The 20,312-nt window shown below is 60.4% G+C and carries 16 protein-coding genes; 4 read left to right on the top strand and 12 right to left on the bottom strand.

Going from position 1 to position 20,312, the window contains the following annotated elements; all coding sequences use genetic code 11:
* Window positions 1-75: 75 nt before the first annotated feature.
* The 7 genes from NKH70_RS05180 to NKH70_RS05150 form a co-directional block, all read right to left on the bottom strand.
* Window positions 76-1,257, bottom strand: a complete 1,182-nt coding sequence (locus NKH70_RS05180) for an ABC transporter permease (RefSeq protein ID WP_352715344.1) — start codon at window positions 1,255-1,257, stop codon at window positions 76-78.
* Window positions 1,254-2,252, bottom strand: a complete 999-nt coding sequence (locus NKH70_RS05175; RefSeq protein WP_352570080.1) for an ABC transporter permease — start codon at window positions 2,250-2,252, stop codon at window positions 1,254-1,256. Before NKH70_RS05175 ends, NKH70_RS05180 begins: the two co-directional genes overlap by 4 nt.
* A gap of 2 nt (window positions 2,253-2,254) precedes the next feature.
* Window positions 2,255-4,153: an ABC transporter substrate-binding protein gene (locus NKH70_RS05170; protein ID WP_352715342.1), complete on the bottom strand. Its 1,899-nt coding sequence runs from the start codon at window positions 4,151-4,153 to the stop codon at window positions 2,255-2,257.
* Entirely contained in the window at window positions 4,150-6,045 is a 1,896-nt protein-coding gene (locus NKH70_RS05165; protein ID WP_352715340.1) for an ABC transporter ATP-binding protein, read from the bottom strand. The genes NKH70_RS05170 and NKH70_RS05165 overlap by 4 nt, the downstream gene beginning before the upstream one ends.
* A gap of 149 nt (window positions 6,046-6,194) precedes the next feature.
* The gene (locus tag NKH70_RS05160) at window positions 6,195-7,535 is read right to left on the bottom strand and encodes an adenylate/guanylate cyclase domain-containing protein (protein ID WP_352715338.1); all 1,341 of its coding nucleotides are present in this window, start codon (window positions 7,533-7,535) and stop codon (window positions 6,195-6,197) included.
* A 51-nt stretch (window positions 7,536-7,586) separates the two neighbouring features.
* A complete protein-coding gene (locus NKH70_RS05155) occupies window positions 7,587-8,930 on the bottom strand; it encodes a nucleotide sugar dehydrogenase (protein ID WP_352715337.1) in 1,344 nt (447 codons plus the stop codon).
* Window positions 8,931-9,035: 105 nt separating this feature from the next.
* Window positions 9,036-10,196, bottom strand: a complete 1,161-nt coding sequence (locus NKH70_RS05150; RefSeq protein ID WP_352468858.1) for a DUF3095 domain-containing protein — start codon at window positions 10,194-10,196, stop codon at window positions 9,036-9,038.
* A gap of 92 nt (window positions 10,197-10,288) precedes the next feature.
* On the opposite strand from NKH70_RS05150, the gene NKH70_RS05145 reads away from it, so the two are divergent.
* Both NKH70_RS05145 and NKH70_RS05140 read left to right on the top strand, forming a co-directional pair.
* Window positions 10,289-11,377 carry a glycosyltransferase family 4 protein gene (locus NKH70_RS05145; protein WP_353024884.1) on the top strand — a complete coding sequence of 363 codons (1,089 nt, stop codon included), beginning with the start codon at window positions 10,289-10,291 and terminating at the stop codon, window positions 11,375-11,377.
* Window positions 11,374-12,150, top strand: coding sequence for a polysaccharide deacetylase family protein (locus NKH70_RS05140; RefSeq protein WP_352715334.1), 777 nt, complete (start codon window positions 11,374-11,376; stop codon window positions 12,148-12,150). The genes NKH70_RS05145 and NKH70_RS05140 overlap by 4 nt, the downstream gene beginning before the upstream one ends.
* 90 nt (window positions 12,151-12,240) lie before the next feature.
* On the opposite strand, the gene NKH70_RS05135 is transcribed toward NKH70_RS05140, so the two are convergent.
* From NKH70_RS05135 to NKH70_RS05125, 3 genes are all read right to left on the bottom strand, one after another.
* Window positions 12,241-13,095 (bottom strand): MBL fold metallo-hydrolase, encoded by an 855-nt coding sequence (locus NKH70_RS05135; RefSeq protein WP_352912891.1) that lies wholly within the window; start codon window positions 13,093-13,095, stop codon window positions 12,241-12,243.
* A 121-nt stretch (window positions 13,096-13,216) separates the two neighbouring features.
* Window positions 13,217-13,666, bottom strand: coding sequence for a cyclic nucleotide-binding domain-containing protein (locus NKH70_RS05130; protein ID WP_352468857.1), 450 nt, complete (start codon window positions 13,664-13,666; stop codon window positions 13,217-13,219).
* 158 nt (window positions 13,667-13,824) lie between these two features.
* Window positions 13,825-16,539, bottom strand: a complete 2,715-nt coding sequence (locus NKH70_RS05125; protein ID WP_352715332.1) for an ABC transporter transmembrane domain-containing protein — start codon at window positions 16,537-16,539, stop codon at window positions 13,825-13,827.
* A gap of 29 nt (window positions 16,540-16,568) precedes the next feature.
* Here NKH70_RS05125 and NKH70_RS05120 point away from each other — a divergent pair, with 29 nt between their 5' ends.
* Both NKH70_RS05120 and NKH70_RS05115 read left to right on the top strand, forming a co-directional pair.
* Complete coding sequence (locus NKH70_RS05120; protein ID WP_352715329.1) at window positions 16,569-16,862, top strand: hypothetical protein; 294 nt, start codon at window positions 16,569-16,571, stop codon at window positions 16,860-16,862.
* A gap of 144 nt (window positions 16,863-17,006) precedes the next feature.
* Window positions 17,007-17,678: a class I SAM-dependent methyltransferase gene (locus NKH70_RS05115; protein WP_352715836.1), complete on the top strand. Its 672-nt coding sequence runs from the start codon at window positions 17,007-17,009 to the stop codon at window positions 17,676-17,678.
* Between the two features lie 195 nt (window positions 17,679-17,873).
* Here the strand turns inward: NKH70_RS05115 and NKH70_RS05110 are convergent, their stop codons facing one another.
* Window positions 17,874-19,070: a glycosyltransferase family protein gene (locus NKH70_RS05110; RefSeq protein WP_353024882.1), complete on the bottom strand. Its 1,197-nt coding sequence runs from the start codon at window positions 19,068-19,070 to the stop codon at window positions 17,874-17,876.
* The gene (locus NKH70_RS05105; RefSeq protein ID WP_352715326.1) at window positions 19,067-20,311 is read right to left on the bottom strand and encodes a glycosyltransferase; all 1,245 of its coding nucleotides are present in this window, start codon (window positions 20,309-20,311) and stop codon (window positions 19,067-19,069) included. Before NKH70_RS05105 ends, NKH70_RS05110 begins: the two co-directional genes overlap by 4 nt.
* Window position 20,312: the final 1 nt, after the last annotated feature.

Genomic DNA, 20,312 nt, shown 5'->3' with positions numbered 1-20,312 from the left:
GCAACAAGCGAACAGGCTGCCGACAAGGATCGTACCGGGTGGAGTCGGCGGCACTGGCGCGGCGGAATAGCGATGTCACTTGTACGGGTCCGCGGCGTCCCGCAAGCCGTCGCCGAGGAAGTTGAACGCCAAGATGACGAGAACGACGGGGAGCATCGGCAAAAGCAGCCATGGATAGAACGCGATCACGCTGACGCTGCGCGCCTCGGTGAGCAGGATGCCCCAGCTGGTTATCGGTGCCCTCAGGCCGAGCCCGAGGAAGCTCAGCGCCGTCTCGCCCAGGATCATGCCGGGTATGGAGATCGTCGCCGTCGCGATCAGATGCGACATGAAGCCGGGAATGAGATGCCGCCCGATGATGCGGCTGCTTCTGGCGCCCATCAACTGCGCGGCCAGAACGTAATCCTCCTCGCGCAAGGCTAGAAGCTTTGAACGCACGGCCCGCGCCAGTCCGGTCCAGTCGAGCAGCCCGAGGATGACGGTGATGCCGAAATAGATCAGGATCGGACTCCAGGTTATCGGCATGATCGCCGCCAGAGCCAGCCATAGCGGAATGCTGGGGATCGATTGCAGAACTTCGATTATCCGTTGAACGATCAGGTCGAAGATACCGCCGTGATAGCCGGCCAGTCCGCCGATGACAATGCCGAGCAGGAAGCTGAAACTGATGCCGACGAGGCCGATTGTCAGTGAAATGCGTGCGCCATAGATGATGCGCGAGAGCACATCGCGCCCCAGCCTGTCAGTGCCGGCTAGAAAGAGCTGGCCGTTTTCGGCGGGGCAGACAAAATGCCTGTCACCTTCGATCAGGCCCCAGAACCGGTAACTGTCGCCCTTGCAGAAGAAACGGATCCGCTGAACATCATCCTGTCTCTCGATGTAGTTCCGCTTGAGCGTGTCCATATCCAGCCTCATCTGGCGGCCATAGACGAACGGCCCGACGAACTGGCCGTTGTGGAACAGGTGCACCCGCTGCGGCGGCGAATAGATGTAGTCCATGTTGCGCGTGTGCAGATCGTAGGGCGCCAGGAACTCGCAGATCAGTATCCCGAAATAGAGCGCTGCCAGGAATATGCCGGATACAAGGGCAAGCCGGTGCCGACGGAATTTCCACCACATCAGCCGCAACTGCGACGCCTGAAAGACCTTCTCCTGCTCCGGCGTCATCGCCTCGACGGACTGCAGGTCAAAGGGCTCGATGGAAACGTAGTGTTGCAGTGGGGCACCCGGAGCGGGCAGCGGCGATTGCGTGTTCATTTGGTGCTGCCGCCTTGCAAACGAATTCGCGGATCAAGTAGCGCCAGCGCCAGGTCGGAAATCAGGACGCCGATGACCGTCAGGAAGGCGAGAAACATCAGGAACGACCCTGCCAGATACATGTCCTGGCTTTGGAGCGCCTTGATCAGCATCGGCCCGGTCGTTTCCAAAGACAGCACGATCGCCGTGATTTCGGCGCCGGAGATGATGGCGGGCAGGATAGAGCCGATGTCTGAAATGAAGAAATTGAGCGCCATGCGCAGCGGATATTTGACCAGCGCCCTGAAGGGATGAAGGCCTTTGGCGCGCGCGGTCACGACATATTGCTTATGTAGCTCATCGAGCAGATTGGCGCGCAGCCGCCGGATCATGCTTGCCGTGCCCCCGGTGCCGATGATCAAGACCGGGATCCAGAGATGGGCGAGGATCGACTTCGCCTTGGCCCAGCTCATCGGCTCGCCGAGATATTGCTGGTCCATGAGATGGCCGATGGACGTGCCGAACCAGATGTTGGCGAAATACATCAGGATCAGCGCCAGCATGAAGTTCGGAATGGCAAGGCCGAGAAGGCCGAAGAAAGTCAGGCCGTAGTCGCCCCAGCTGTATTGATGCGTGGCGGAGTACATGCCGATCGGAAAGGCGATGAGCCAGGTGAAGATGATCGTGACGAAGGAAACCAGCACCGTCAGCCACATTCGGTCCCCGACGACGTCGCGAACCGGCAGCTCATATTCGAAGGAATAGCCGAAATCGCCGTGCAGCATCCCGCCGACCCAGTAGAAGTAGCGAATGACCGGTGGCTTGTCGAAACCATATTCCTTGCGCATCATCTCGATGCGATCGGAATCCACCGCTTCGCCCTGAGCCCGAAGCTCGGCAACATAGCTGTCGAAATAGTCGCCTGGGGGAAGTTCGATGATCGTGAACACCAGTGCCGATATGACCAGCAGCGTTGGAACCATCACGGCGATGCGCCAGACAAAATATCGAAGCACGCTCAGGACTCTCCAAGCCAGAATGTATCCGGCATGTAGACACCGAAATAGGCGGTCGGGTCGTAGCCGTAGAGCGCCTTGTCAGGCAGATTGCGCAGCCGCGAGGATGCCAGAATCGGCTGATGCGTCCCGTTCACCGTGCCGATCGAAAACACCTGATCGGTATAGATCGACAGCATTGAATTCCAGATTTCGGCGCGCTCCGTGGCTTCGGTCGATGCGTTCCAGCGCTTGAGCAAAGCCATCAACTCGACCACAGGCGGAAGATCGGGCGCTTCACCGACCTTGCCACGGGACAAGTAGTGAGCACCCCAGAGCGGCCATTGCAGCTGGTCGTCGACGGTGGGGGCCAGTTGGTACGGGTTCATGTCGGCGGTCGGCACACCATTGTCGATGCCCGACCACATCGACATCATGATCTGGCCACCAAGCGCGCGGCTGCGGAAGATGTCGCGCTGCGAAGTCCGGATGAACAGGGCGATGCCGATCTTGCGCCAGTGATCGGTGATGAGCTCGAGCGCGTCGGTTTCCAGCGTGCTTTCGCCGGCCGTTTCCACTACCAGCTGCGCCGAGCGTCCGTCGGGAAGTATCCGCAGGCCGTCATCGTCACGCGCCTGAAGCCCGACCTCGTCGAGCAGGGCATTGGCCTGGTCGGGATCATGGGCGACCCAGGCTTTCGCGAATTCCGGCCGGTAGAGCGGGCTCTCAGGCAGGACCGTATCGGCACTTTCCTGCGCTAATCCGTAGAACACAGCCAAATTGATCTCGCGCCTGTCCACAGCGAGCGAAAGTGCGCGGCGCACCCGCACGTCACGAAAAAGGCCACGCCACACCTGGTCGGCACAATTCAGATTGGGCAGCAGCGCCAGCCGCGAACCCTGTGTGCGTTTCCAGAGATGCATCTTCACCGGGTAGCGCTTCTCCGTATCCTTCAGGAAGGAGTAATCGCTGAAGTCAATTCCCATGGCTTGCAGGTCGCTCTCGCCCGCACCGGTCTTGGCGGAAATGATCGCCGACGAGCTGACATTCATGACAATCCGGTCAACATAGGGCAGTTGCCGGCCATTCTCGTCTATTCGATGAAAGAACGGGTTCCGCTCGAAGACGAACTGCTCAGCCGGCGGCTTGGTCCGGTTCTGCCAGGGATCGAGCGTCGGCAGTTCCGGGTTCTCCGGGCGATACTGCCGCGACATGCGGATATGCAAGAGCGTCCATTTCTGGGCCCGGTTCTCCTTCATTAGGCCGGCGAGCCGGAATGGATCCTGGTATTTCTTGTGGAACTGCTTGAGATAGGCGGCTGGCAGAACAAGCGATAGGGGCGAAGCAGCGGCGAGCTTGGGCAGGAAGTCGGGATTGGGCGCATCCCAACTATAGCGGACCGTCAACGGATCGACGATCTCGAAGCGTGGCGGCTTGCCGTCCGCCAGCAGGGCCGGGGCGAGCCCGCCTTGCGAAAGCTCATCGTTCAGCCAGACATCTTCCCAGCAATAGCGAAAATCCTCCGACGTCAGCAGGCTACCGTCAGACCATTTATGTCCTTCTCGTATCTTGAAAGTGAATACACGATCATCCGCTACATCGAAACTTTCGAGAATGTCGGCTTGCAGGTTAAGCTTTTCGTCATAGCCGACCAGGCGAGCGTACCCGTAGATCGTCATCATCCGGATATCTTTCTGGCTGCCGATGATCGTGCGCAGCGTGCCGCCATATTGGCCGGGCTGCCGGCCCATCGCAGCGAGATTCAACGCGCGCGGGCGCTTGGGCAGGCGTTCGGCGAGTGCCGGCAGCGCTCTGGCCTTCAGCTGCGGCTCAAGAAATTCCGGCTCCAAATCGCCGGCGTGCAACGTGCCCGGCAGAAATGCCGAAGCCATGAGTCCAAGGACGGTGCGCCGGCTGATCAATGGCGTAGCTCGCTGACATCGGCCGAACGTCGGGCCAGCACGAGGTGGCCGCCGCCAAGATCGAGCGGCGACAGCATATCCTCGTCGCCCTCGTCGCGGAATTGCGGCCCCCATGCGCTGGTGTCGGAAGCGCCGCTGAGTTTCAGCGTCTTGAAATCCATCGGCCTGTCGAGATCGGGGAAAGGTACTGCGGCGACCAGTGAGCGCGTGTAGGGGTGGATAGGTTTCCTAAGCAGAATTTCGCGCGGCGCGAGCTCGACGATACGCCCGCCGCACATCACCGCGATGCGGTCTGCCATGTAGTCCACCACCGCCAGGTTGTGGGATATGAACAGGTAGGTCAGGCCCAGCTCCTTCTGCAGGTCCTTCAGGAGGTTTAGGATCTGCGCCTGGACAGAGACATCGAGCGCCGAAACCGGCTCGTCGCAGATCAGGAGTTCAGGCCCCAGCGCCAACGCGCGCGCGATGCCGATACGCTGACGCTGCCCGCCGGAGAAACTGTGCGGATAACGCTTGATGAAGCGCGGATCGAGCCCGATTGCCTCCATCAGGCTCTTGACCGTGGCGAGTCGGGACGCGGCATTGCCGCGTTGATGGATTTCCAGCGGCTCGCTCAAGATGTTCTCCACCGTCATGCGAGGTGAAAGCGACGAAACCGGATCCTGAAAGACCATCTGGATTTTCGCGCGCAACAGGCGCAGCGCGTCTCCCTCGGCTTCCAAGACGTCGATCGGACCATCCCGGCCGTTGAAGATCACAGAGCCGCCGCTAGGGGTGACAGCCCGCATGAGGATCTTGCTGACGGTGGTTTTGCCGGAGCCGCTTTCGCCGACAAGACCCAGGCACTCACCCCGCCTGATATCAAAGCTCACGCCGTCCACGGCGCGAACAGAGGTTTGATGATCTCCGCCGAACCATCCGGACTTGCGGATCGTGAAGGTCTTTGTCAGATCCCTGACCGACAGCAGGAGGTCGTCCGGCCCCTTCGATGCCGGCGCCGTCTGCTTGCCGAGCAGGTTCCCGACATTCACCGGCACCTCGCGGAGCGCCTTTAGCCTTTCGCCGGGCTTCAGGTCGAAATGCGGAACGGCTGCCATCAGGCCCTTCAGGTAAGGGTGGCCTGGCCGGCGGAATATCGCCTCCACAGGTCCCGCTTCCATGATCTCGCCATGGTACATGACCACGACCTCGTCGGCGACATTGGCGACTACGCCAAGGTCGTGTGTGATCAGCAGCATCGCCATGTTCAGCTTCGTCTGAAGCTCGCGCAGCAATTGCAGGATTTGCGCCTGGATGGTGACGTCCAACGCCGTCGTCGGCTCGTCGGCGATCAACAGGGCGGGCCGGCAGATAAGCGCCATGGCGATCATTGCGCGTTGACGCAATCCTCCCGAAAGTTCAAAGGGATACATGTCATAGGCGCGCTTGGGGTTGGGAAAGCCGACAAGTCCGAGCATTTCCTCGGTCCGCGCCTTGCGCTTCACCCGAGCCATGGGCGTATGAATCTGCAGGGATTCGCTCACCTGATTGCCGATCGTATGCAGCGGCGACAGTGATGTCATCGGCTCCTGAAATATTTTGCCGATGCGGCTGCCTCTCAACGCCCGGATTTCGGGTCCGTCACGCGGCATCTGCAGGATATCCTGCGTCGTGCCGGGCTTTTCAGGATCGGAAAACAGGATACGGCCGCGAACATGGGCTGTGTTCGGCAAAATGCCCATCACTGCCTGGCTGAGAACCGATTTTCCGGAACCGGACTCGCCCACAAGCGCGGTAACCTTGCCGGGCAGGACGCGAAGATTTGCACGCCTGACGGCATGCAACGGTCCCCCTATAATGGCAAAAGAGATGCCAACATCCTCGATTCGCAGCAGATCAACGCCCAAATTCATTCTCACACCAGCCCCCACTCTGGCAGGTCCAGAAGGCGAGACTACCGCATTGCCAGCCTAGAGCAACTTGGATTCGAACAGTCGCCAGTTCCCTGGCGGAACCGGCGACCGGACTGCATACCAAACGCGTTCGGATCAGATCGTGGCGGTTACTGGAGCTTCCTCGGGTCGCCCGCCGACAGCCGCGCGGCATCGCGATGAAGCAGCATGACCTGCTCGGCGTCCGATATTCGGTCGTAAATCGGCTCCAGCGCACCGTCTTCATCGAGTGCGAGAGCACCCGACAAATCGGGTGAAAGCACCGTCAGCTTCTTCTTGGTGCCCGCCAGTTCCTCCTTGCCGAGCGTCAGCCAGCTATTGGCGCTGCAATAGCCGGCGAAATCTTCGCTGGCGAGAACGCTGTGCGAATATTTCTTGGTCAGGGTCTGAAGGCGCTGGACCTCGTTTACAGCCGAGCCGAAGGCAGAGAATGTGAGCCGGTCGGTAAGCCCGACATTGCCGAACATCACATTGCCGACATGCAGGCCGATACCGAATTTAATGTCGCCCAACCGCTGCTCCTTTCTGCGCAGATTGAGATCCATCATGCGCGCGGTGGCCTTGTGCGCTGCCGCAAGGGCAGCCCGGCAGGCGATCTCGGACTGCGCACGGTGCCTTTCGCAAGGGTAGACGGCAATGAAGCCATCCCCCAGGAAACTCATGATCTGCCCGCCTCTGCGATTGAAAGGTGCAGCAATGGCATCGAAAAACTGGTTCAGCGTATCGATATAGATTTCGCGGCCGGAGGTTTCGGCAAGCCTTGTCGACCCGCGCATATCGGCCATGACCAGTGCAGCCCGGATTGTGTCGCCCTCGCCGCGCTTGATCTGGCCGTCCAGCACCCGCCTGCCGGCGTCGCCGCCGAGATAAGTGGTCATCATGTTGTCGGCAAGCTTGGTGAGCACCGCCATCTTGGTTGCGATAGCGAGATGGTTCTGGATCCGCAGCAGCGCCGAAATCATGTTGTCGCTGAAGCCTGCAGCACTGTCGGTGGACCAAGACCCGATCATGCCCTGACTGGTGTTGCCGCTGAAGGGATGGACGAAAGCCATGTAATCGGTGACGCCCATAAGCTTGAGGTCATCGAAAACAGGAAATTCCGACGGCACCGACGGGTCGAGCCGGCGCCGCAGATGGTCGAGCTTGTGGCTGAGCAGATGGTAGTATGGGCTGGTCAGGAATCTGTCGGAAGGAACGCCGTCCTCATGGCGGAAGCCTTCCACTTCCAGGCCCTGGCCGCGGAGCCAGGTGAAGCCAAGCGCGTCATAAAGCGGATGGAGCATCGAAAAGCTCAAATGCACCCGCTTCAACGGCAGGCCGGCAGCAGCCAGCCGTTCACAAAAGCCCTTTACCAGTGTCTCCAGGTCGTCGCCGGCCAACGCCGATTGGGTCAGCCAATCGGCAACCTTGTCCATGAGAATGGCAGAAATTTCTGCTTGCGCTGTGCTCATGCTATCTCGAAATCTCCTTGATTCGCCACAAATTCGCCGGCTCGGACGCCGTCAGGCCTTCACCACCGTCTCTCGGGCTAGCCCGAGGCGGCCAAAAATATTGCGTGTGTCGACAATCAGTAGAGCGTGATCCGCGATCGCCTGATAGTCGATCGCGTCGTGGTCGGTTGCAACGACGACAGCGTCGAAATCCTTCAAGGCCACGTCGGTCAATTCGACCGAGCGACGCCCCTTGATCGCCATATGCTCCCGTGTGGTCGGGATTTCGGTAACATGCGGATCGTGGAATTCCGCCTTGCCGCCCCATTCCTCGATGAGTTCAATGAGCCGCAATGAGGGGCTTTCGCGGATGTCGGGCACATTCTTCTTATAGGCGAGCCCGATGATGAGAATGCGCGAGCGGCTGAGCGCCTTGCCGCAGCGCTGGTCCAGCGCCTTCGCCAGTTCGTCGACCACATGACGCGGCATAGCCGTGTTGATCTCTGCCGCCAGCTCGATGAAGCGGGTCGGCAGTTCGTATTCGCGCGCCTTCCACGTCAGGTAGAAGGGATCGATCGGAACGCAGTGCCCGCCAAGTCCAGGGCCAGGATAGAAAGGCATGTAGCCGAAGGGCTTGGTCTTTGCCGCCTCGATCACCTCCCAGATGTCGATTCCCATCGCACCGAGCAAGACCTTCAACTCGTTGACGAGGGCTATGTTGACCGAGCGGAAGATGTTTTCCGTCAGCTTGACCGCCTCGGCGGTCGCCGTGGTGGAAACCGGAACGACGGTCTTGACCACGCCCTGGTAGAAAGCCTGCACGAGCGTCGCCGCTTCGATGCCGTCACCTGCCACGACCTTGGGAATCGTCGCGACTTCAAAGCTGCGGTTGCCGGGATCCTCGCGTTCGGGCGAGAAGCCGAGGAAGAAGTCTATCTTCGACCGCAAGCCCGTTTTTTCCAAGATGGGCTTGATCACGTCGTCGGTGGTGCCAGGATAGGTAGTCGATTCCAGCACGATCAGCTGGCCGAGACGTAAATGCTTCGCGATGGTGCCTGCCGTGTTCCTGACAAAGGAGAGGTCCGGCTCGCGGTGTTTCGTCAGCGGTGTCGGAACGCAGATGATGATGACATCGCAGACGGCCAGTTCGGCAAAATCCGCAGTGGCGCGGAACCGTCCGCTCGCCACCTGGCCGGCAAGGGCTGTCGACGTCACCGCCTCGATATAGGATTGGCCGTTGTTCAGGCTCTCGACCTTCTGGGCTTCGACGTCGAAGCCGGAAACCGGGAAGCCGGCGCGTGCGATCGCAACCGCCAGCGGCAGCCCGACATAGCCCAGTCCGATCACGCCGACTTGCGCGGCACGCGTCGAAATCCGGTTCAGAAGACGGTCATATGTCGATCGTGAGGCGTCCAAAAATCTGCTTCCCGTCAATTCGGACAGGCTGTCCGCGCCCATGGCGAGGCTCACCGGTCCCAAGAACCCCGAGGCATATTGCGGAAAATCGATGTCCGCAAGCCGTCAGACCGGCACCTTCGCCTTCAGGCTTGCGGCAGCCATCGCATAGCCGCCGGCGGCGCCATCGATGAAATGAACGTGATCGCGCTGCAGCGGCGAGGCGACGAGGCATGTCATCAAGGCCGATTTCTGGCGGTGCAGGCCATAGTTGCAGATGCCCGCCTCTTCCGCCTGCTTCAGCCGGTTCTCGATCCGTCGCAACACATCCGCGTCAACGTCGATGGTCATCTTCAAGCCGTCGTCGAACTTCCGGAAATCCGAATTGCTGGCCACGTCGCGTTTGTAGATCTTCGGATCGAATCTGCCGATCGTCCAGCCATATCTATCGGTGACGGCCGTAAGCGTCATCAGGAACACTATCCACAGCTTCGACAGCCACCGCCGTCCTGCCGGCGCCGTGGCACGCGCCTCGATATCGAGGCCGGCGGGCAGCACACTGTAGTCCGGCCCGTTCACCGGCACCGGGTGGCCATCGCGTTCCTGCCTGCCGGCAAGGGCGATGATGTCGGAAACCAGAAACTGAAAACCGCGCAAGTCGCGCGACGCCCCCGGTATGGCTATGATCGAGACGATTTCGCCATGCCGGGCTTCGATCGGGTTCCAGCGGCACGAGAGGCCGGTCAGATCCGGCCGCGTGCCGGCCGGCGCAGGATCGATGCGGTAGCGCCCCGCTTTCATCTCGGCTTCCGCCCAACTGCCGCCACCGCCGGCGAACATGGCATAGAAGACCGCATCGGAGGCCTGGAACCTCGCCACGCGAACGTCGAGGCCTTGCGCTCTTATATCCTTTATCGGCACGATTGCGGCACGCAAGGTCAGATCCAGTTCGTCCGCCACCCATCTCTGGACAGCCGCCAGCGCGTTGCGGGTGATCTCCAGCGCCGAGCCGGGAAACGCCACGAGCGCGCCGTCGCCGCCGAAGACAAAGGGAAGATCTTGCCTACCCAGCGCATTGAGCAGCGCCGAAATGACGCTGGCGCCGGCCATATTGACGGTTTTATAGCGCCCCGCCTCGATCGCCTTGGTCGAGCCGACGATGTCGGCGGTGGCCAGCGCCCAGTTATCGGGGAGAGGCCGATAGTTATCGATATCGGCAACGCTTTCGAACTTTGCGAAGACCGGCAGGGAAGCGACAAACGGATCGGACGCGGCAACTGTTTCCATGAGCATCAGATAGCACATTCCACTGCTTGAAGGTGAAGTCGATCATGCTTCGAAATTGACTTGCGCAGGCTTTCCGATGATACGGTCCGGCGATGCGAATTGCTTTCTACGCGCCGCTAAAGTCACCCAACCATCCCGTTGCCTCCGGCGACCGCCAGATGGCACGGATGCTGGTCAAGGCGCTGGAGCATGGAGGGCATAGCGTCGAACTGGCATCCGAATTACGCTTCTATCTACGCGAACCGGATTCGAAAAGTTTCGATGCGCTCAAGATCGAGGCCCGGGAGGAAGCCGCGCGGCTGGCAAGGCTTTGGGATCGTGACGGCAAGCCCGATCTGTGGTTCACCTATCATCCCTATTACAAGGCGCCCGACCTGATCGGGCCCGAGCTGGCGTTGGCCTTTGGTGTCCCCTATGTGACAGCGGAAGCCTCATATTCGAGGCGGCGCAACACCGGTTTGTGGGCCGATACGCAAGCGTTGGTGGCGCGAGCCGTCGAACAGGCGGCGCTGAACATCTGCTTCACGCAAAGGGATCGTCAGGGACTGGCAGATGCGATACCCGACGCCGCTTTCGGCATGCTTTCGCCCTTCATCGACACATCGGTATTCCGGGAAACGCCGGCACGGGGTTGTCCGACGCGCCTCGTTACCGTCGCCATGATGCGCCTGGGCGACAAAGTCGAAAGCTATCGCATGCTGGCGCAAGCGCTCGGTTCGATCGGTCACCTGCCCTGGACCATGTCGGTCGTCGGGGACGGACCTGCCCGCGAAGAGGTCAAAGCGCAATTCGCCGGCTTGCCCGCCGACCGTATCGAATGGCTTGGCGCGATTGAGCCAGCCGCCGTGCCGGATGTCCTCTACAGTGGGGGAATTTACGTCTGGCCGGGTTTCGGCGAGGCCTTTGGCGTTGCCTATCTTGAAGCACAGGCCGCCGGCCTTCCGGTTGTGGCTCAGGACATCGCCGGCGTGCCGGAGGTCGTGCGGGATGGCCAGGCCGGGTTTCTCACCCCGCCGGGCGATGTGGCGGCGTTCGCTTCTGCCATTGAAAGGCTTCTGGCCCGTAACGACGAAAGATCCATCATGGCCACAGAAGCCAGACGTTTCATCCTCGTAGAACGTTCTCTCGGTGCTGCGGCGGCGCGTCTGGCCGAACTTCTCGCGAAGATCCCGGTTTCATGACATCCGACCAGATCTGGCAACCCTTGGTGGAGGAACTGGCGAGCCGGCAACGGGCGGACCGTAAGGCAGAGTTCTGGCTGCGCGACGATGACGCCGTGGATCCGACGCCTGCGCTTGATCGGCTGCTCGACCTCACCGGTAAATTCGCGGTTCCGGTGACTCTGGCCGTCATTCCCGCCCTGACCGACGAGAAGCTTGTCGTTCGGCTTGACGAGGCGCCGCATGCCACGGTCGCCATCCATGGCTGGGCGCACCGAAATCATGCGCCCGAGGGCCAGAAAAAGCAGGAGCTCGGCGCGCATCGGCCACGCGAGGCGGTGCTCGATGATCTGGCTCGCGGGCTGTCGCACGTAACCGGCCTGCACGGCGCACGTGCCGTGCCGATGCTGGTGCCACCCTGGAACAGGATCGACGCCGGCTTGGTATCCGACCTTGGATCGATAGGATTTGCGGCATTGTCGGTCTATGGGCCGCCGAGGCGGGCTTCACTGGCGGTCATCAACAGCAATGTCGACATCATGGATTGGCATGGCACGCGCGGCTGCCGCGATCACGGCCTATTGGTTCAGGCTATCATCGCGCAATTGCAGCATGCATTCGATGGCGGCGAACCGGTCGGCCTGCTCACCCATCATCTCGTACATGATGAATCGGCCTGGCTTTTCCTCGAACGGCTGTTCACCGTCACCGTACAGACTGAAGCCTGCGCATGGCTTCCGATCAGGACATTGATCGGGCGCAGCGCCGGTAGAGCAATTCCAGGAAAAGTGTGAACGGTTTTCCGTCCGGAATTGCGTCAAAACAAAGAGATAGAGCGCTTCGCCGTTTCTGTGAAACGGTGAAGCGCTCTAGAGGAAAATAGCTCAGCGCTTTTTGCGCAATGAGACTGGAAGTTTGAGCGTCTGGCCATCCCGCGCGGCAAAAGCGCCGGTAAACCTGTCCTTGGCCAGTTTCTCGATCTTGTCCAGTTCCTTGTCGGTGCGTGTCGGATCGTGGTGAAACAGCGCAAGCCCGCGCGCACCGGCCGCCTCACAGAGCTTGACGCCCTGTTGCCATGTCGAGTGCCCGTAACCGCGGCGGCGTTCCATTTCCTCCTCGGTGTAGGTGCAATCGTAAATGACGAGGTCGGCATCTTCGATCAGGCCGAGCACCGCCTGATCGAGTTTGTCCGGCTCGTGCTCAGTGTCTGTGATCACCGCCACGACGCGGCCGCCCCATTCGACCCGGTAGCCTATGCAACCGCCCGGATGGATAAGACTGCCGGTTCGGACCACCACCCCTTCGCGCGGGCGAAGCACGTCTCCGGATACGAAATCGCGATAGTCGAGGCTTGCCTTGCAGATCTCCAGTTTCACCGGAAACCACGGCGGCCGCATGAACTCATCGACCATCTGCCGGGTCGTCATGTGTCCTGCAAGATGCCCGGACCAAAGCGTAACCTTGACGCCCGGGTCATAGATCGGCGCAAAAGACGGCAGCCCGATGATGTGATCGTAATGGCAATGGGTGAACAGCAGGTCGAAATCGGTCACGCCCAACGCCTGAAGCGCCCCGCCGGCAGGCCGTAGGCCAGAGCCTGCGTCGAACAGAAGCGTATGCTTACCGCATCGCATCTCAATGCAGATTGAGTTGCCGCCATAGCGAGAGAATTCTGGCCCTGATACCGAAATGCTGCCGCGGACACCCCAAAACCTGACCAGGAAAACGTCGTCGACCATGCTACCCCTTCGCCCATCTTAGCCAAACAACTGCTGCTACGCGAGACAGGCTTTCTCCGGGTGACCTTCTCAGCAAGAGGACAGTGCCATCACGACGACGAGGATCGAGCGCACGTCTTCGTTATTTGGCACTTCGTGCGTCGATCAGATCCGCGGTCGTATGGCTTAGGCGATCGGCAAGAACCCGCAATATCTCGATGGTCATTTCCGGGAACTCCCTCATAAGCCTCAGGAAATGATCCTTGCGGATTCTCAAGACTTCCAGCGGACTTGCCGCTCTGACGGTGGCAGTGCGGGAGCTGTTGCACAATATGGCGATCTCGCCAACAATCGAATTTGGCTCCAGTTCGGCAACTTTTATCGGCCCGCTGTCGGAATCGACCAGAATATCCGCCCTGCCTGAAAGGATGACATAGGCGGCGTCTCCCTCATCGCCCTGCCGGAAAAGGATCTGGCCGGCGCTGTAGCTGACACGATCGGATGTGAACGCAAGCAGCTTGAGCTTTGTCGGCTCGATGGCAGAGAACAAGGGAATGCGTTGCAGCATTCCAACTTCATCCTTGAGCAGCATTGTCGCAAACCTTCCCAAAATTCGCGTTTGCCAGACTAGAGCAACGGACGCCCAGATGGAATCAATTCTCTTTTCGGGATGGCGAGACAAACCACGCGAAAGGTGGCGAGCCCGATGTCGTGCACCGGCAGAATGATCCCATCTGAATGTCCGTTGCTCTATGACAGCAGTTCCTTGAAGATACCGTTCCCTGCCAAAAGTGTCTCGTGTGTTCCGTCTTCCGCCAATTGACCCGAGTCGAAGACGATAACGCGATCGAACATCATCGCCATTGCCGGATTCGTCACGACCCACACAATTGCCGGCGAATGGCCGTCGCACCTGGCTTCCTCCAGCACATTTCGCAGCACCTTATCCTGCATGCGCTGGTCGAGCGCCGACAGCGGCCGGTTGAGAATGAGAAAATCGGGACGCTTGAGCAGGGCCCGGGCAACATCGAGCTTCTGTCGCTGTCCACCGGTCAGCCGCCTGCCGCCGGAGCCGACGTTGAAGTCCAGGCCGACATCCAGAAGTTCGGCATAAAGCCCCAGTTCGTCAAGAATGTCATAGACGATGGAGCGTATGCGGTCCGGCGCGTCGGGATGGTTGTTGCCCACACGCCCGAACAGGACGTTATCCATGACGGTGGCCGCGGCAATGTATTTGGCAGGATCATACCGTTCGACCGCATTGTGCAGTTCGGGCGGCAGGTTTTCATAGAACCGGCTGCGTGCAGCGACGATCTTGCTCATCAGCTCGTCGCTCAGCAGGCCGAAGCGGTGCCGGGGCTCGATGTAGGCAAAGCTCAAGGTGACGATCATGGCGCGATCGTTCTCCGAAACCGCCTCGTGAGGACGGTTCTTGAGCCGTTGCAGCAAGGTTTCGTAGGCGGGTATCTCCTCGGCGCTCATGAAGGCGAGCTGCTGGAAGAACTGGTGATCGGGCGGCAGGTCGGCAAACAGCTCGATCGCCTGTTTGGCGATCTCCAAGCCCATTTCGTAGAGCGTGCGGTCGAGGCCGGCTTGCCTCAGCACAGAAGCAAAATAGGGATTGGCCGCCAGGGCCCTGTCGGCCAGTTCGGGGCCGGCGGCAGCGCCGAAGAGCAGGTTTTGGCCGATCGTTGCTTCCTTGTTGTAGGCGCCCGGTTCGAAAGGAACCACCAGTCCGCTCAGCCCCTCTTGTTCCAGCCGGGTTCGCAGCGCCGCACGCAGTTCGACGATCCGCCTGGCAAGCTCCGTGTGACGCGTGAGGTCGGCCGAAGAGCGCAAGCCAAGATCCAGAATGTCGCGCGACAGAACAACCGCGTCGAGCACCCGGCGCACGGCTTCAAAGAGGTCGTGCGGGCCGGTAGCGCCAGCGGAAGCATAGTTGATCCAGTCGCTGTGGATATCAAGATCCGGATTGCCCGACCGGCGCGCCTCGTGGATGTTCCAGCGGTGCTGGTCTGCCGCAGCACCGTCATAAGGCACCGATGTCAGCGGCGCATGCTTCAACCCGTAGAGCAGGTTGTCGCGGAGGCTTGCCTGGAACAGGAAAACATCCGAAGAGGCATACGACATGCGCCGGCCGGTTACTGCTTCGGGGAGTTCAAGCAGGTCGTCGGTGCCCGAAGCGACCCTTCCGCTGTCCGGCCAGTTCAGCCGCGCGAAGGCTTCTGCAAGCGCCTCCGCTCCACCTGTTGCGGTACTGACCAGCGCCACCGTCTCACCCGGCTTGACCTGGAGGGAGATACGGTTGAGGAGCATTGCACCGCCATCGTCTGCTATGGACAGATTGATCGCCGACAGGGGGCTGGTCATCGGATCGGGATCGTCGATCGTCAATGCCCCGATTTTCGGCGCGATGAGACCCTCGACGGTGAACTGTTCAACGACCTGTTGATATTTGACCTGGACATCCTGCCGATCCTGATCCCAGTCGATCAGTTCCTTCATCGGTCCGGGCAGGTCCTTGTAGGCGCCGATCACGGCCACGAGCTGGCCGACGTCCAGCCGCCCCTGGATGACCAGATACCCGCCGATCATGTAGAACAGAAAGGGCGTGAGCTGCGCGAGAAAATTGTTGAGGAACTTCACCATGAATTTCCATTGGTAAAGATCGAAGCGGATCTTGAAGATGAGCCCGAGCCGGGCAGCTATGTCGGCGCGCTCGTAGTTTGATGTATCGTGGACGTGAACCGCGCCGATGCCGTCGACGATTTCGCCAACCCGGCCCGAAAGCGCGCGCGCCGTCAACTGCCGTTGGCGCCCGAGCACGATCAGCCGCCGCCGCATTCGCGGGATGAGCACGATCTGGATCACCACGATCACGACCGCTATCATTCCGAGCCAGACGTTCTGGATCATGATGAACAGCATGGCCGTCAGCGCCTGGCCGCCGAGCAGTACCGGCTGCAGGAAGGCGTCGCCGATGAAGCCGCCCAGCGGCTCCACCTCGTCCTTCACCATGGTCGCCACTTCGGCGGACTTCACCCGCTTGAAGTAAACCGGCGGAAAACGCAGCACACGGTCGACCAGATCGAAGCGGATACGTCGCAGCATGCGTTCGCCGAGGCGGCCCTTGTAGGTGTTGATGTAGAATTTGAACAGGCCGTTGATGACGACTAGCAAGAGGAACACGAGGCTCAGGGCAAACAGGGTCTCCGTGCGATCGAGCTGAAAACCGGAGAAGAACTGGACCTCTCCAATGAACGGCAGGTTATAGTGTAGCCTCATGAATGGCTGGGTCGCGCCCGGTTGCTCGAAGCCCCTACCTTGGATCGGGCCGTTGACGATCAGCTTCGGTAGGTCGAAGGACATGAAATACGGGATCATCGAAAGCACGACGATCATCAATATCCAGAGCTGCTGCTTCTTGGTGTGCGTCCAGATATAGCGGGCTAGGCTGGGTTCCATATGCGACTGCGGACCCTTCAGTTGAAAGGATGCAGGATGTAAAAGCACCTGCTGGCGAATGGCGTATCGGCAATTTCTTCGTCGCCAACGACAAGTTCGAAGCTGCTGTGCACGGACATTGTCCTGCGCTCAACGATGCAAGGGACCCGCGAGGCGGCGCGATCCAGTTCCGGCGCATGGTCGATGACAACGACACGGGCACTGTTGACCAGCGAAGAAAGCAGCTGGCCAAACGGTTCGCGGCTTCGGCAGGGTTTTGGCGAATAGCTGAGCAGCACGAGGCCGCAGCTGCGCGGCTGGTGCTGGTGGATGGACGCCGATGATCCGGACAGATGCAACAGGCTCTCTCCGGCACCGGGCAATAGCCAAGCGGCTTGCAGCATAATCACGTCCGCGGAATCAAACAGTCTTGCGGGAGGCAAGATTGCGTTGTGTCGCCCGAAATCCCAACATACAAGACAAATATGATGGATGTCACGCAACCACGCAATGCCGGTATGGACTGGCACGAGCAAGCCTTGGACCTCACGCGGGGAATTGCTGCTTATGTCAACTGCCCTCTCGTGGCAGGGCTGGCGCGCGTCGTCACCAAGCATCCGAAGGCCGATATCGCCAACGCCTTCAACCACAAGCAGGTCGCCTGCAAGATGTGGGCGCTCGACAGGCTGTTCGAAAGCTGCGGCGGCCGGTTCGGGCGCATATGGGTTCTGGGTGGATGGTACGGCGTATTGCCGGCAATGCTTTTCAACGACGCCCGCTTCGACATCGCGGCGATCGATAGCATCGACATCGATCCCGAAGTCGCGCCGGTCGCCCGGACCCTCAACCGGGAAGCCGGCGACCGGTTCCGGGCGCTAACGGCAGATATGTACGCACTCGACTATGCGGCCGGGCGGTCCGACCTGATGGTCAATACGAGCTGCGAACACATAGCCGATCTGCGCGCCTGGCTTGCTCTGCTTCCGCGGGGCACGAATGTACTGCTGCAATCGAACGATTATTTCAGCGAGCCGACGCACATCAACTGCGTGGCTTCACTTGCAGCCTTCGAAGCAATGGCGGCGCTACGGGAGGTGCGGTTCTCCGGCGAACTGCCGACAAAAAACTATACGCGCTTCATGCTGATTGGAACTGTTTAATGCATTTCGCCCAAAAGTGCGTAGCGGTTTTGGGACAACGACATGCATAAAAACAGGACTTGAAGCGCGTCGTACGAATCTCACCAGACGCGACGCGCGTTAGAGCAATTCCAGGAAAAGTGTGAAACGGTTTTCCGTCCGGAATTGCATCAAAACAAAGAGATACAGCGGTTCTGCGTGAAACGATGAACCGCTCTAGGATCTATCGTCTGTTTGATCATGAACTTTTCCGAAACCGGGCCCCACTTTTAGGGACCATGTTCGATATCGCTCGTGCAGGATTTGCGCGGAGCGACGCGCGCCTTCCAGATCGAGACGATGCGCAGATGGCGTCGGTCCTACAAGCGCCTGTTCGATCGCTTGCACCAAACCTTCAGGCGTTAGGTCCTTTTCCATCAGCACCGTTGCAAGACCGAGTTCTTCGAGCATCAGGGCGCGAACCGTCTGTTCGGTTTCCCCGCCGGCTGTGAATGGAACCAGCAGGGAGCGACAACCCGCGCGCAGGACATCGCAGACCGTGTTGTAACCCGCCTGCGAGACTGACAGGCACGCGCCGGTCAGCAGGCTAGCGAAATCCTCGCGGAACCGGAAGATGGACAGGCCCGGCGTGGCATCGCGTGCGATCGCGTCAAACTCGTCTTTCCGCAGGTTTGGGCCGGTGATCAAACACCATTTCCAAGCGTTGTTGGCATCCTGCGCCGCTGCGATGGCGGAGCTGACAAGGCTCTTTCCGGCAGCCCCGCCGCCAACCGACACCAGAACGTCGAAGCGCTCGGAGGCCGCGGGCGAGGGCGGCGCGGCAACGAGCCCTGTGTAGGTGACCTCGGCCCTGATCGCCCCAGCCAGTGGAAATGTCTTGTCGATGGTTGCGAAAGCCGGATCGCCGTGGACCATAACAAGGTCGAAATGCCTGTTGATGAGATCGACCGTTTCCTCGTTTCGGCCCGGCTTGACGCGCTCCTGAAGGATATCACGGACGGACGTCGCCAGCAGCGGTCTGGGCGACGTCGCGTCGATGGCCTCGATCAGCGGCAAGAGTTCGAAACGCATCTGCCGGCGTCCAAATGGAAACGCCTCGACAATGACGATATCAGGCCTGCAATCCCGGAATGCCTGCAGCAGCATCTCTGAACGCCATTTCTTGAAATCATCGTCGATGGGTTTGCCTTGCAGGTCGACAAGTCCGGAAAATCCTTCATCACCGGAGGTGACAGGTGGCAGGGTTACAGATTTTACACCGGGTCCCGGAAACCCGGCGATCGGCGCTCCGCCGGTCACGACGGTTACGTCAAACCCGTCATCGACCAGAGCCGCCGCAATGCGGCTGGCGCGCGCGAGATGGCCGATACCGAGCAGGTGCTGGACATAGAAGAAAGCGCGCAGCCGCTTCATTCGGCGGCCCGCCACTCCCGCTCGAACAGTTCCTTGAGCTGTCCAATGCTTGCCATATGATCGAAATTGCCGCGCACGCGCCGCTCTGCGGCGTCGCCGAGGCGGTCGCGCAGCACGGGATCACGGATCAGGCGCTCCAGCGCCTGTGCCAGGGCAATTGGGTTTTCCGTCGGAACCAGCAGCCCGGTTTCATCCGGCGATAAAAGCTCCGGCACGCCGGAAATATCGGTCGACACGCAGGCAAGCCGCTGGCTAGCCGCCTCCACCAGAACATTCGGCAGACCGTCCCGGTCGCCATTTGCAGTGATCCTGCAGGCCAGGGCGAAGATGTCGGCGCGGCGGTAGTGCTCAAGCACCTCCTCCTGCGCAAGCGCGCCTTTCCAAGAGACTCGACCATCCAGGCCGAGCTTTTGCGCCAGCGCCTTGAACCGTTCCAGTTCCTCGCCGCCGCCGATATGCTCGAAACGCCACGCCAAATCACCGGGCAAGAGGGCAAGGGCCTCCAGCAACGTGTCGTAACCTTTCTTTTCAACGGCGCGCCCGACACTCAGAACGATAACGGGTTCGTCCGGCGCCGAGCCGTCATGCTGCTTTCGCGCCTCGCTGAAACTGCCGAAGCGATCAAGGTCGAGCCCATGATAGCTCAGATGCACAGACGAGTTGCCGTTAGCGAGTTTTTTCAGACGGTCAAAGCCGGTTTTCGTGCAAGTGACCGTCCAGCGCGCCGAGGAAAGCTTCCCAGCCAGATCCCAGTCGGCCGAAGTCCAGATGTCCTTGGCATGGGCCGAGCAGCTCCAGGGCAGGCCACGAAGCTGGCTGGCATAGCGCGTCACCGATGCCGGTGTGTGCGCGAAATGTGCATGCAGCCAGCCCGCGTCTTCCGGCCACTCGGCCGCCAGCACGAGCGCTTGCCCGAAGCGGCGCGCGCGATTGCGCGTAAAGTCGCGGGGCATATCGGCAGCCAGCGATCCGAGCGCGCGCCAGAAGCCCGGCCGCAGCAGATAGGCAAACAGCGAGCGAAGCACGCGCAGCGGCTCTTCATGCAGATATTCTGGCAGATAATGGACGGGCGCTTTGATCTCGTCATGCACAGGGTGGCGTTTTTCATCGGTCGGCCGCCTGAGCGCGACGAGTATCAGGTCGAACCCCGCACGCTCAAGACCAAGGAGTTCCTGCGCGATGAAGGTTTCGGACAGCCGCGGATAGCCCTTCAGAACCACGACGATCTTGCGATGTTGCAAC

It is taken from the genome of Mesorhizobium sp. M0991 (genome assembly GCF_040318915.1).
In the GTDB taxonomy this organism is placed as follows: domain Bacteria; phylum Pseudomonadota; class Alphaproteobacteria; order Rhizobiales; family Rhizobiaceae; genus Mesorhizobium.
Note: the sequence above shows the minus strand (reverse complement) of the source record. Positions and strands in the feature narration are given on the sequence as shown.